At 43.1% G+C, this 13,388-nt stretch carries 10 protein-coding genes; 1 reads left to right on the top strand and 9 read right to left on the bottom strand.

Going from position 1 to position 13,388, the window contains the following annotated elements:
* Position 1 precedes the first annotated feature (1 nt).
* Positions 2-646, bottom strand: coding sequence for a PAQR family membrane homeostasis protein TrhA (gene trhA, locus LJD61_RS10795; RefSeq protein WP_255227547.1), 645 nt, complete (start codon positions 644-646; stop codon positions 2-4).
* A 214-nt stretch (positions 647-860) separates the two neighbouring features.
* Here trhA and LJD61_RS10790 point away from each other — a divergent pair, with 214 nt between their 5' ends.
* The gene (locus LJD61_RS10790; RefSeq protein WP_255227546.1) at positions 861-1,454 is read left to right on the top strand and encodes a DUF1836 domain-containing protein; all 594 of its coding nucleotides are present in this window, start codon (positions 861-863) and stop codon (positions 1,452-1,454) included.
* Here LJD61_RS10790 and bioB read toward each other — a convergent pair.
* The 8 genes from bioB to LJD61_RS10750 form a co-directional block, all read right to left on the bottom strand.
* Positions 1,437-2,414 carry a biotin synthase BioB gene (bioB, locus tag LJD61_RS10785; RefSeq protein ID WP_333783101.1) on the bottom strand — a complete coding sequence of 326 codons (978 nt, stop codon included), beginning with the start codon at positions 2,412-2,414 and terminating at the stop codon, positions 1,437-1,439. The genes LJD61_RS10790 and bioB overlap by 18 nt on opposite strands.
* 326 nt (positions 2,415-2,740) lie before the next feature.
* Positions 2,741-4,798 (bottom strand): sigma 54-interacting transcriptional regulator, encoded by a 2,058-nt coding sequence (locus tag LJD61_RS10780; protein WP_255227545.1) that lies wholly within the window; start codon positions 4,796-4,798, stop codon positions 2,741-2,743.
* Positions 4,799-4,864: 66 nt separating this feature from the next.
* Positions 4,865-6,607 (bottom strand): M28 family peptidase, encoded by a 1,743-nt coding sequence (locus LJD61_RS10775; RefSeq protein WP_255227544.1) that lies wholly within the window; start codon positions 6,605-6,607, stop codon positions 4,865-4,867.
* Between the two features lie 80 nt (positions 6,608-6,687).
* A complete protein-coding gene (locus tag LJD61_RS10770; RefSeq protein ID WP_255227543.1) occupies positions 6,688-7,893 on the bottom strand; it encodes a dipeptidase in 1,206 nt (401 codons plus the stop codon).
* A gap of 41 nt (positions 7,894-7,934) precedes the next feature.
* Positions 7,935-9,131 carry a dipeptidase gene (locus LJD61_RS10765; protein WP_255227542.1) on the bottom strand — a complete coding sequence of 399 codons (1,197 nt, stop codon included), beginning with the start codon at positions 9,129-9,131 and terminating at the stop codon, positions 7,935-7,937.
* A 120-nt stretch (positions 9,132-9,251) separates the two neighbouring features.
* Positions 9,252-10,898 (bottom strand): ABC transporter substrate-binding protein, encoded by a 1,647-nt coding sequence (locus LJD61_RS10760; RefSeq protein ID WP_255227541.1) that lies wholly within the window; start codon positions 10,896-10,898, stop codon positions 9,252-9,254.
* A gap of 17 nt (positions 10,899-10,915) precedes the next feature.
* Positions 10,916-12,526 carry an N-acyl-D-amino-acid deacylase family protein gene (locus LJD61_RS10755; protein ID WP_255227540.1) on the bottom strand — a complete coding sequence of 537 codons (1,611 nt, stop codon included), beginning with the start codon at positions 12,524-12,526 and terminating at the stop codon, positions 10,916-10,918.
* Between the two features lie 17 nt (positions 12,527-12,543).
* Positions 12,544-13,386 carry an ABC transporter permease gene (locus tag LJD61_RS10750; protein WP_255227539.1) on the bottom strand — a complete coding sequence of 281 codons (843 nt, stop codon included), beginning with the start codon at positions 13,384-13,386 and terminating at the stop codon, positions 12,544-12,546.
* Positions 13,387-13,388: the final 2 nt, after the last annotated feature.

Below are 13,388 nucleotides of genomic sequence, written 5' to 3'. Positions count from 1 at the left end.
ATTACGTGAGATATTCCAGTACGAAAAAGTAATGGAACAAGCTGCCCAGCATAACAAATATATGGAATATTTCATGAAATCCAAAGATATTGTTCTTCCTAAAAGGCCACTTTGCTCCATATATAACAGCTCCTATGGTGTAGAATACACCTCCGGCAACAAGCAGCCATATTCCTCCTGAAGGTATCATTTTGATCAAAGGGATGATGGCTATAATGACAAGCCAGCCCATGATCAAATAGAAAGAGGTGTATATCCATCTCGGAGCGTTAAACCATACCAGCTTCAGCACTATTCCCAGCACGGCCAAAGACCATACCCCGATCAGAAGTCCAAGGCCCAGCTTCCCCTTTAGTCCGATAAGGCAAAGAGGAGTATATGTGCCGGCTATTAAAACATAGATCATCATGTGATCGATCCTCCTCAGCACTCCGATAGCCTTTTTTGAAACGGTCAGCAAATGGTACAATGAGCTGGCCGTATATAGCAGTATAAGACTGGCGCCGAATATGGAGACAGAAGCTATATTTAACGGTGTACCTGTGCTCACAGCAAAAGCAATAAGGAAAACCGTTCCTACAACGGATAATACAGCACCTGCCAGATGGGTCAGCCCGCTCACCGGTTCTCTAAGCTTGCATCTCATTACTAATCAATCCTTCTTTCTAAATAATTATATTTTTTCTTTGTTGTATGTTTAGTTTTACCATGCTATGTAGTTTTAATTACTACGTCTTATAATTATAATAACTCATTGAAATATTTTATTCAATAGTATAAGAAAGTATATTATATATTTTTTTAGTATAGTATTATGATATTGAATACTGCTTATTATGAGAAAGGCGTTGATTTAGGCAATGAATAGAGAAGAATTAGATAAAATCATAGAATACATAGCTTCATCCGGCGACATACAGCTTTCCGATATACCCTGTATTGATTTGTATGTGGATCAGGTGACCACTCTCTTCGATGACAAGCTGGCAGATACTAAAAGGCAGGCTTCCGATAAGATCCTGACAAAAACCATGATAAACAACTATACAAAAGCAAAGGCTGTTATGCCTCCCAAGAACAAAAAATACGGCAGGAATCATATAATACTTCTATCCCTTATATATAATTTAAAGCAGATCCTGTCCATAAATGATATAAAGACTCTCCTCACTCCATTATTGGGCGGCATAAACCCTTCAAAAGGCAATGAAAGATTTGATTTAGACGAGTTATATTCAAATTACCTGGAAATAAAAAGAGAAGATTTAAATAATCTTCCCCAACAATTTAATGATATGCTCAATCACATTGCCGATAAGTCGGCTGCATTAAATTCAAGCAGCAATGGCAAGGCAGAGCTGATGCTTTTGGTGCTGACATTGGCAAATCAGGCAGCTACAAGCAAAAGGCTTGCTGAAATGATAATAGATGAGTTTTTAAAGCCCGGTCTCTAAGCCTAAGCCTTTTATCATCTTTATGTCGTCCGCAATCTTGTTTCCTGAGGTAGTGAGGTAATTCCCTGTGATAGTGGCATTTGCACCTGCTTTAAAGCAAAGCTTTCCGAAATCCTCTATCCTATTCCTTCCCCCTGCCAGCCTGATATAGGCTTTTGGATTTATAAATCTGTAGATTGCTACAGTTTTCAATATTTCATCCTGAGACAATCTTTCTGAGCCTTCAAGGGGAGTCCCTTTTATGGGATTTAGAACATTGATGGGAATAGAGTCTATGCTGAGAGCTTTAAGCTCAAAAGCAAGCTTTATCCTATTCTCCAGGCTCTCTCCCATACCTATGATTCCGCCGGAACATACCTTGAGTCCGGCATTTTGTGCATTTTTTATTGTTTCGATCCTTTCATCATAGGAATGGGTTGTGCATATCCTGCCGTAATATTCCCTGCTCGTCTCCAAATTGTGATGATAGGTCTCAACCCCGGCTTTTTTAAGAAGCAGCAGCTGCTCATGAGTCAAGATTCCATGAGAGGCGCATAGGCTTATCTTTACATAATCCTTAATATATCCATATATATTTAAGGTCTCTTTAAAATCTTCACCCGCCAAGTCTCTTCCGCTGGTAACCAGTGAAAACCTTCCCACTCCGCAGCTTTCATTTTCCAAGGCAAGAGCTAAGGCCTTATCCTTGCAGACCAGACCGTATTCCTCCACCTGCGTATTGTAATGAGCAGATTGGGCACAGTACTTGCAATCCTCGCTGCATCTTCCCGATTTGGCGTTCATTATGGAGCATAAATCTACCTTATTCCCATTATATCTTTCTCTGATCCTGTCTGCTGCATGGTACAACTTCTCAAGCTCGTCAGGTTTGCTGAGCCCTCCCAGCATATAAGCTTCATCAAAATCCACGGCCCCGCCTTCACTGATTTTTCTTTCCAGTCTTAAAGCAATATCTTTCATTTTATCCTCCTGCATATCCTCAGTTTAGTATTTTATGAATCTATATATAACGCAATAAATGCATTTGTAGTTTTAAAAAGGCATATGCCGTCATTCTGAGCGTATGCGAAGAATCTTAGCCAGATTCTTCACTCCACTTTGTTTCGTTCAGAATGACAGTTTTGTAAAATATTTAGTGCGATTTATATAGCCATTGAAACTTTAAATATACAGTAAAGTATATACTATAAAAACGCCATTGTAAACCGGAATTTTTATATTGGTTAACATTCTTTCTGCCTTTTCGCTAAAAAAAAGTGATCGATACATCCTACATCATCAATGTATCAATCACCTAAGCTTCTAAGCCCGTCAAGAAATGATCTGCCTTTTTGTGTGATCCTGGTCCCCTGCTTTGTGCTTCCCACATTTATATATTCTAGTCCGTCTAATTCTTTCAATATCTTTCTTAATGCGTTATCGGTGGTATTTATACCCTTGCATAAAAGCTTTTCCAGCAAGTATGCCCTGCTGGCCCTTACATAGGAATCATCAGCCCTTTCCAACTCTTCCAATATGGCAGTCAGCATCCCTATAGAGCAGAGCTTTTCAAGGCTCTCGAGGATATCCTCTGCACCGCTATTATTTGCTTCATGGCCTTCTATGCTCCCGCAGACATCAACAGGAAGATCATCTGCATCTATTGTGTCTCCGTCTACAATCTCAACTACATAATGTATCAGATTTTCCAGTTCTCTGACATTGCCGGGCCAGTCATGCTTATTGAGTTTTTCTATTGCCTCTTTTGTAAACCTCTTTTTCGCATTCAAATTCTTCATATAGTAATCTATGATATATGGTATATCCTCTTTTCTGTCTCTCAGGGGAGGCACCTTTATGGTTATGGTATTCAAGCGATAGTAGAGATCCTGCCTGAATTGATTTAATTTTATCATTTCCTTCAAATCCCTGTTGGTAGCTGCAATGATCCTTACATCAACAGGTAGGGGGCTCACTCCGCCCACTCTCAAAACCTCTTTTTCCTGAATTACGCGAAGCAGTCTTGCCTGAAGGCTCAAAGGAGCATCTCCTATCTCATCAAGAAATATAGTGCCCAAATGAGCTAATTCAAAGAGCCCGCGCTTGCCGCCTTTTTTAGCTCCGGTAAAAGCTCCCTCTTCATACCCGAACAATTCGCTTTCTATAAGGCTTTCCGGCAAAGCAGCAAAGTTTACCGCTACAAAAGGCCCTGTCCTCCTTGAAGAATTTCTGTGTATAGCCTGGGCAAAAAGCTCCTTGCCTGTACCGTTTTCACCCAAGATGAGGGCGGATAGATCTGTCCTCGCAACCTTTCTTGTCATATCGGTCACTGTCCTGATGCTTTTACTGGAGCCTATGATATCGGAAAAATCATATTTGGCCACATTGCCTTTATTGACCAGCTTCTTCCTTATTTCCTTTTCCTTATCCTGTATCTCGGAAACGTAATTTAAGCTCACTACGATACCGGTAAGCTTATTATTATTGCTCAGGTAGTTTTTATTTATCATTACATCTCTTCTGTTTATGCTGAATACATCGCTTTCCTTATCATCAAAGCCATTTATGAAATTTATTATATTTTCATTGTTTATAAACTCAGCGATATTGTCTCCTACGTTGATTTTATTGCATATTTCAAAATATCTTTCGATCCTGTTATTCTTAAATATTATATTTCCTTCCAAGTCCAGCGCCATTATGCCATCGGAAGAAGCATCCAGCACTGCAACAAGCGTGGACTTCAAATCGCTTATTTCTCTGTTTAGAGCTATGAATTCCTTCATATACCGCAGGGTAAACAGGTTTATCTTTTCTAGAGGCAAGCCCAGGTTTACGATGACCTCCATCACCGTAGATATGTCTATCACCTTTAATCCAAGATCGATTATTCTGCTTATTCCCTTAGGCACATAATGTGCAGCTCCCGCAGTTATTGCGAGGTCAACGGTATTAAGATCCAGACCGCCCAGGTTTGTCCCCGGGCAATAGGGTATATATTCAATGTGATTCAACCCGATCTCATTGAGCAAATCCACGGTTTCCTTAGCTGCGTAGAAATAATTGCTCACCACAAGGGCTCTGCTGCCTGCATCTATATTAAACACCTTATGAATTTCCAGGGTATTGATATTGCGTATCACGGTTATTATCTTCGCATTCAACGGAGCCTTCCTCTTCACCTCGTCATATATTGCGGAGCTGGCAGCCATAATGAGATCAAACCCGAGAAAAAGCTCCTGATCATCTTCCAGGCTCAGAATGACGATTTCTATTTCATCATGAAATATGCTTTCGAGCTGGTTTTTAAACCCTATTCCTATTTTTTCATCTGCAGCGACTACGGCGATTCTATATTTAACCATTGGGAACACTCCAGTGCCATGTTTTTTAACTTCTATTATACATTTTATCAGCTATTAAGTCTATTTTTATAATGAGACATCCATAATTATCTGCCTGCATTCTTTAAGAGCATGAAGCACTCTGTTTCTGGCTCTCACAAGCTGAGTGACCAGAAATTTTTGATCCGTATTGCTCATGCTGTTGAGCATCAGAACAGGAGCCAGATCCGGTATAGGCGGCATCATTGCCGCAGGATCATGTCTAAATTCCTGCCTGCTGGTATAATTGATCCTGATGAGCTTCCTCACGATCCTGAGGATTGTATTGCAGATCATATCGCTTTTTTGGCTGTCATTTCGATATTCGCCGGCTTTATCATAGAATTCCTCAACCGATAGCTCCAGGTTTCTCAGTTCATCAAAAACAATTCCAAAGTCAAAGCTGTCACCTGCCGCTGTCTGGTATTCATGAAGGTAGCTTCTCATAGACTCCAGAAGTTTTTTGATATTTACGGGAAGCAAAGGCTCATTGACCATTTTATATATTCCCGCTAAATAAAGCTTTGTATCTCTGAGAAAAATTTTTTCATCCACGATGCTCATATCATCGTTTTCTGTATGCCACTCTATATTCCCGCCGCATCCGTACACCTCGTAGTAGCCCAGCTTCTCCATCTTTTCTCTGCTCATCGTAGAGCTGAGCATGAAAAATGAAGAAATACCTATGTTATTAAAGGAGTAATCACCTGCACGGTGGGGCCTTGTCCATTTCGGTTCTATGCCCGTTACGCTCACAACTATTTGCCTGCAAAAATCATCCATCTCTTCAGTCCACATGATCCCGTCATAGGTATTTGCATTGACACATCCGGTGGATTCGCAATTCACTTGTGCAATGCAGTTGTCGTGAAATTCCATTGCAAATTGATCCGCAAACCAGGTGGACCCTGCATACCTGCCTGTAGAATGTCCGGGCCACCACGCTATCCAAACGCTTTTTTTCAGTTTGCTCCGGTTATTTTGAAGCACTCTGGCTATTTCAAGCATGGTCGCATTGCCCAAAGCATTATCTCCTATGCCTTTATGCCATGAATCTATGTGCCCGTGCAGTAATATGAATTTTTCCGGGCTTTCACACCCGAGTATCTTGGTCAAAACCAGGGGACACTTCTTCCAGCCGTCGTCCAGCAGGGTCCTCAGTGCCGCTCTCACCTTGTTCTCTTTTAAACTCTCTATAAGCCTTTTGCCGTCAGGTTTATTGACAGACACCACAGGTATCCTGTTTATATTTGCCAAGTCTTCATATCCGGGACTTCCCCATACTGAGGTGCATATCCCTTCGTGAATCCTTTCTCCTGACTGAACAAAGATGGCTGCAACGCCTTTATTGCTTATTATGTCATTCACCTTATCGGGAGAAGGTATTCCATCGCATATGACGATTTTTCCCTTGGGATCGCTCTCAAACCGGAGCTTGTACTCAAACTCGTCGGTGGCATAAGGCGGCCGGTAGCTGGATGCATAGATCAGCTCTCCGTCCACCCATTTGTCGCCGGTAGACATTGAATAGGAGGGAGTCTTTACATTGATTTCCTCATTTTGCCCGATTATTTTCAATTCAGCTTTTACCGGAGTGCTCAGGTATATTTCCGGCCATAAGATTTCATAGTCCATGCCGAAGCCGGCCAATCTCTCGCCTATATAGTAAGCAGCCTTTCTTTCGTCTTCGCTGCCTGATTGCCGTATGAGATTATTAAATTTATACAAAAGCATCTTCGGCTCTTCAAAGCTGATTTCCTCGAGAATCGATTTTTCTTCTAAAGTCAGCATATAATCCCTCCTACACAAAGTCTTAGCCTTATAACACTAGCAATAATTATCAACTGGCACAACGAGTTGATTATGTCCGATTATATCCATGTATCCTTCAGTGCTCTGATGATATTTCCGCCTAACACTTTTTCTATATCCTTGTCGGAATAATTGTGCTTAACAAGCCATCTTACAATGTTTATGGATGCCTCTGTCGGGTTCTCCAGGCCCTTCACATATTCCACCTCGCTGAATTCTGCCGAGCCTTCATGGGAGCTTTTTATCGATAAATTAGAAGCAAATGCATGATGCAGCCCTACATGATCCCCGTATAAAGTATCCGGACCAAAGGCAACATGGTCTATACCCACCAGATCCTTTATATATTCAAAATGTTCCATAAAGGAATCGATGGAATGTTCCAGATTATTCACCGTAAGAGTGGTATGGGGTGCAGCTTCTATACCTATAACACCGCCCTTGTCAGCGCATGCCTTAAGGACATGATCAGGCTTCAGTCTCCTGCTGTTCCAAATTGCTCTTGCACCGCAATGGGACAGGAATACGGGCTTAGTGCTCACTTCTATTACATCCATGGTAGTATTGTCTCCTACATGTGAGCAATCTATTGCCATACCCACCTTGTTCATCCTCTCCACAACCTTATATCCTAAGGCGGTGAGGCCTCCGTCATTCTTTTCCTTCAGGCCGGATCCCAATGAATTAGCTTCGCTATATGTTATTCCCATCATCCTTACGCCAAAGCCATATAGTATCTCTACACGCTCGACCTCATTCTCCAAAATTGCGGCACCTTCCACAGTGGGAACCAGAGCTATCTTTCCTTCCCTATGTGCCCTTACCATATCATCCACCTTCTCACAGCGGATCACAAAATCCTGATGGGCCAGATCGCAAAGCCTCATTCCCAGATCATGAAGCACATCATTCCATTTCCAGCCGTTTTTTGAGGATATTGTGCATGTCCCATCCATCAGGTTGTCAAAAACAACGTCAAGGTATGATTTTGCCAATGCTTCATAAGCTGCTGCTTGTCTTCCCTCTCTATTATACTCGAATATCTGTCCCAAATCCTCCGGGAAAAATACAGGATGCTCATGCAATGATATGAAAATATACTTTTCAGAGATTTCCGCAGCACGTTTTTCCTGCTCCGCATTAAGGGGCAGATAGTATTCAGGCACTCTTCCCACACCCTTCGGAAACTTGAAGGCCTTGTAATCTTTGCCCTTCTCCAAGTATTGATATGCTTCATAACCGTCATATTTCTTATTAATTCCCATTGTTAAAACCTCCTAAACACTTTTTAATCATGACATATAATTTAACTCCAAGCCTGCTTTAAAACCCTTATAACGTTTTTACCCAGTACCTTGCCTATCTCCTCATCGGAGTAGCCATGCTTCACAAGCCATCTCACGATGTTCTGCGATGCTTCGGCAGGATTCTCCAGGCCTTTTACATACTCAATCCTGTCAAAGCTGCGGCCTGCGGTATTTTCGGCTATAGACATATTGCTGCTGAAAAGGTCATGCAAGCTCACATGGTCGCCGAATAAAGCATCAGGACCAAAGGCAACATGGTCTATCCCCACCAGATCCTTTATATATTCAAAATGCTCCATGTAGGAATCTATATCATGCCTCGGATGTTTCCTTGTGATCGTCGTATGAGGAGCCGCCTCAATGCCTATGACTCCGCCTTTATCTGCACAGGCCTTAAAGACATCATCCGGCTTCAATCTCTTCATATCCCATAAGGCCCTCGCTCCTATATGGCTTATGAATATGGGCTTACTGCTCGCCTTTATAGTATCCATAGCAGTCTTATCCCCGGTGTGGGATACATCGATGGCCATACCCACCTTGTTCATGCGTTCCACTGCCTGGCATCCGAAGGCTGTGAGGCCGCCGTCATTCTTTTCCTTCAGGCCGGAGCCTAAGGAGTTTGATTCGCTATAGGCTATTCCCATCATCCTGGCACCGAGCCCGTATAGTATCTCTATCCTGTCCAGCTCATTTTCAATCATCGTAGCGCTTTCAAGGGAAATGAACCATGCTATCTTCCCCTCAGCTTTAGCCTTATAGATATCATCTATATTGCTGCCCTTGATCAAGAAATCCTGATGGGCTATATCGCAGGATCTCATGCCCATATCATGTATTACATCAATCCACTTCCATCCGGCTTTAGAGCCTATGACGCAGGTGCCGTCCATCATATTGTCAAAAACCGCATCAAGGCACGAGTGTGCTAAACCTTCAAAAGCCGTAGCCTCCCTGCCTTCTCTCTCATAACTCATAAGTTCGTTCACGTCTTCAGGTATGATAGTAGGATGGTCATGAAGAGATATGACTATATTATTGTTAATGATAACCTCTACTCTCTTTTCTTCCTCATCCATCAACGGAATCAAATACGGTTCCACTCTGCCAATCTCTTTCGACAGCTTGAACCCCTTATAATCCAAATCCTTTTCCAGGTATTGATATGACCTGTAGCCCTTGTATCCTTTTTTCATCCTTATGCCTCCTGTAATGCCGCTTAAAAATTAATCACAACTTAGGAGCGAAGGATATGAACGGATTATATCTGGCTCATATCCTTCTTTCAAACTCCAATATATATTTGGGGGGATTTCCTATTTTGCTTTATAAACCTTGACTATATCCTTTGCATCCAATACCCCATAAAGCCCGGGAGTCAAATCCCAGCCTTCAAAGTCCTTTGAATAGCCGTAAGCATTGACCCTGACCCATGTATTAATCGCCGGAAGCTCATTTACATATTCCTTTTGGAATTCATCCATGATCTTGATACGGTTTTCATAGCTGGGCTCTTGAGTTGACTTTGCAAGCAGCTCATCCATTTTCTCATTTTTATAATCCATAAAGTTAAGCTGGGCATTGGAAGCATATACAGTGCTCAAAGATGAATCCGGGTCGTCTATTACACCCCAGTCTATAACGTTTATATCGAAGTTTCTCTGCTTTGTAACCCTGTCAGTATATGTGGCAGGATCAACAGGCTTAAGGTTTATCTTTATGCCTGCCTTTTCTGCATTGGCCTTAAATACATTGGCAATGGGGTCAATATTGGCAGTGGTAGTACGATATATCAATTCAAACTCCAGTTTTTTACCTGAAGCTGATTCCCTTACCCCATCATTGTCCTTATCGGTATATCCGGAGGATTCAAGAAGGCTCTTGGCACCCTCTACATCAAAAGCAGGGAATTTTATATCTGATTTTACAAGATCTTCGAAAACAGGTGATATAGGTGTTTCCATCTTTATTGCCCCGCCCTGCATTGCAGTGCTTACAAGGGCGTCTCTGTCGATGGTCATAGCTATGGCTTTGCGGACATTAAAATCTTTTAGCAGTTCATTCTTATAGCTGAATGCGAAGTATCCGTAACCCAGTGAGTTGACCTTTTTTATCCCAAATTTATCCGGTGTGGATTCCAGCTGCTTTTGTGCTGCTATAGGCAGTGCTGAGCCTGATACATTGACTTCTCCATTCTTCATGGCAAGCACCAGAGCATTAGCATCCGGGAAGACCCTGAAGGTGATGTTCTCTATATAAGCGCCCTGCCCGTCATTGGCTAAAGGCCAATTTTCAACCCTTTCGAATGAATAATATTCGCCTTTTTTATATTCCTTCAGCTTATACGGGCCGTAGCCTACCCCATTGTATTCAAAATTAGCCGGGTCATCCACATTTTCATAAATATGTTTCGGCATTACATCGATCCAGAAGCCTACCTGAGACATAAAGTTGACCTGGGGGCTTTTCAGATAGTATTTCAAAGTAGTCTTGTCAACGATCTCTGTTTTCTCCACATTGGAATACATGTCTAATCCATATCCCAGCTTATGCTTTACAAGATATTCTGCGGTAAAAGCCATATCTTCAGAGGTAAATTCCTTGCCGTCATGCCATGTGAGTCCATCATGCAGTGTCACTGTATAAACCTTTGCATCAGAGCTTATATCGCAGCTCTTCAGTATATACGGCACCTTATTTCCCTTGCTGTCCGTAGCCATCAAAGGCGGCAGTGCAAGATTCATCACCATTGACGAATTCATATCATTAGATAACCATGTTGCCAGATTATAGGGATCTCCGGTGATGCCCACAACCAGGCTCCCTCCTACTGCAGGCTTCCCCTCAGCGGTGCTTTCGCCTGCCGGCTGCGCGCTTTGGGGACTGTTTCCGCCGCACGCAGTAACTAAAAATGAAAATAAAACTATTAGCGTTGTCAATAATACTGCTGTCCTTTTTTTCATAATTCCTATTCCTCCCTTTACTTTGTATCCCTGTTTAGAACCTTTCCTGAATATGCTGACTTCAATTGCCCCTTTTCAAGGGTTATTTTTCCGTTGACTATTACCGTATCAACACCATCTGCCATAGTCAGGGGCTTTCTATAATCAATCTCCTTCGGAGACGGGAATCTGTAATTCTCAAGATCAATAACTGCTATATCAGCAAAGCTGCCCTTTTTCAGCTCTCCTCTTTCCTTCATGCCAAAATGCCTTGCAACCATGGAGGTGTTCCTTCTTACAATCTCCTCCACAGCGACGCCCTTAGAAAGATACATCTGCATGAATATGGGGAAGCCGCCTCTTCTCTGGAGCTCATACCAATCAAAAGGATCTTCCACATCTCCCAGTATTTCATCGGTGCCGACGCATACATAAGGATTCGACACAATGGAATCCATATGTCCCGTCTCGGGGAAATCTTCTCTTGACGGGCCTCCCAGCCAGAAGACATAGTCGTTGTCATCGCCGATCAAATCCAGCATGCACTCGTCTGCATCGATGCCCTTTTCCCGGGCAATATCTTTAACGGATCTCCCCTCTAAATGGGGGTCCTGGGACAAAATGATAAACTTATCAGACTTGTCTCCGGCAAAGATATATGCATCCTTTTTAATCATTTCCCTGCCTTCTTTTGTCAAAAGAGCTTTTTTTACTCCCTCGGGTCCCCCCGCAAACAGTTCATCCGATAAGGCCATAGTGAACTGGATAAGCCTTGCCTTGCCAGTGCAATGTCCGGTGCTTCTGGGTATGGTATCCGCTAAAATTCTCAGGCCGGATTCCGCAGCCCTGGCAACCGAATCAAAGGCGTCTGGGCAGGTAGGCTTGAGATGAGAAACTTGCAGCTTTACGCCGGATCTCCTTCCCACCTCGATAAACTCATCGGTGGCTTCCTTTATCCCTATGGAATGCCTGAGATGTGCAGCGGCTGTTCCGTCGTACTCCGCGACAAGCTTTGCCACAGTGACCAGTTCATACATATCCGCATATCTGCTGGGCACATAGTCGAGCCCAAAGGATATTCCCCAGGCTCCCTGCTCCATGCTGCGGCGTATTATGCCTTCGATCTTCTCCGCTTCTTCCGGCGTAGGCGGCCTGTCGCAAGCACCTTCCATGACTGACCAGCGAATTGTTCCATGGCCCAGCAAGGTTGCAAAGTTTATGTTGGTTCCTTTGTCCTCCACGGCCTTTTTATATCCTGCATAATCGCTCCATTGAGGAAATCTTTTTTTATATTCATCCCTCTGCTTGGTGCTCATCAAGCCGTTTCCCCAGTAATAATCTATTACGTTGTCCACAGGCCCCGGAGCTATGGAATGCCCGCAGTTGCCGTTTACCACCGTAGTAACGCCCTGGCGCAAAAACAATTCATAAGTGCCGTCTATCATGCATACCCACTCTTCGTGGACATGAGGGTCGATGAAGCCGGGAATCACAATCTTGCCGTAAGCGTCTATCTCCTTTAAGCCCTTTTCATCTATCGATGTATCGATCCTGCTTATCCTTTCCCCATCTATGGCTATGTCTCCTAAAAAGCCCTTGGCTCCTGTGCCATCCACTATGTAGCCATTGCGAATTATCAAATCATGCATATATCATCAATACCTCCTTAATCTCTTGCTTTAGGATTCAGCGCCTCATTGATGCCGCTGCCCAATAAATTGAAACAAATTACATAAATCATGATGAAGAAGCTTGTGAAAAACCACCACCACCATGGATTCGGCGTATCTATTACGGCGCCTGCATCCCAGGCCTTCTTCAGGATCGTGCCCCAGGACCAGGTCGTAGGATCGCCCAGTCCCAAAAAGCTTAAGCCCGACTCGGACAATACAGCAGTCGCCATGACCAAAGTAAGGTTTACCAAAACAGGCCCCGCAATATTCAGTAAAATATGCTTGAACAATATCACCTTCGACGATATTCCTACACATCTTGCAGCCTCTATAAATTGCATCTCCGATACCTTCATGGTTGAATTTCGGGTTACACGGGCTAAGGACGGCCAGGCAAACAGCCCTATAACCACAGCCACATTCGTTATTGAAGATCCCACTATGGCGGCTATGACTATCATAAGAGGCAAAACCGGAAGGGTAAGGAATATATCGATTATTCCATCGATGATTGAACCTGTAATCCCTTTTTTATACCCTGATATCAGTCCGGCGGGAATTCCTATGATTGCTGCCACAGCTACAGCCATTATCGACACATAGAGCGATGTCCGTGCTCCCCATACAACCTCTGCAAATACATCAAGGCCCAAACCATCAGTTCCGAACCAATGTGTCAATGAAGGAGGCTCCATAATCTCCGTACCGTATCCGGTGGGATATGGTGCAATATAAGGCGCTGCAAGTCCCATAAAAAGGATGATCGATACGCCCATAAGTCCGAATACGGCCAGTTTTTTTCTCACAAATGCTTGGAAAAATGTTCTACTCTGCATTT

Origin of the sequence: Lutispora saccharofermentans (assembly GCF_024363565.1) — a bacterium.
Classification (GTDB): domain Bacteria; phylum Bacillota; class Clostridia; order Lutisporales; family Lutisporaceae; genus Lutispora; species Lutispora saccharofermentans.
This window is presented reverse-complemented; position numbering and strand designations above follow the sequence as displayed.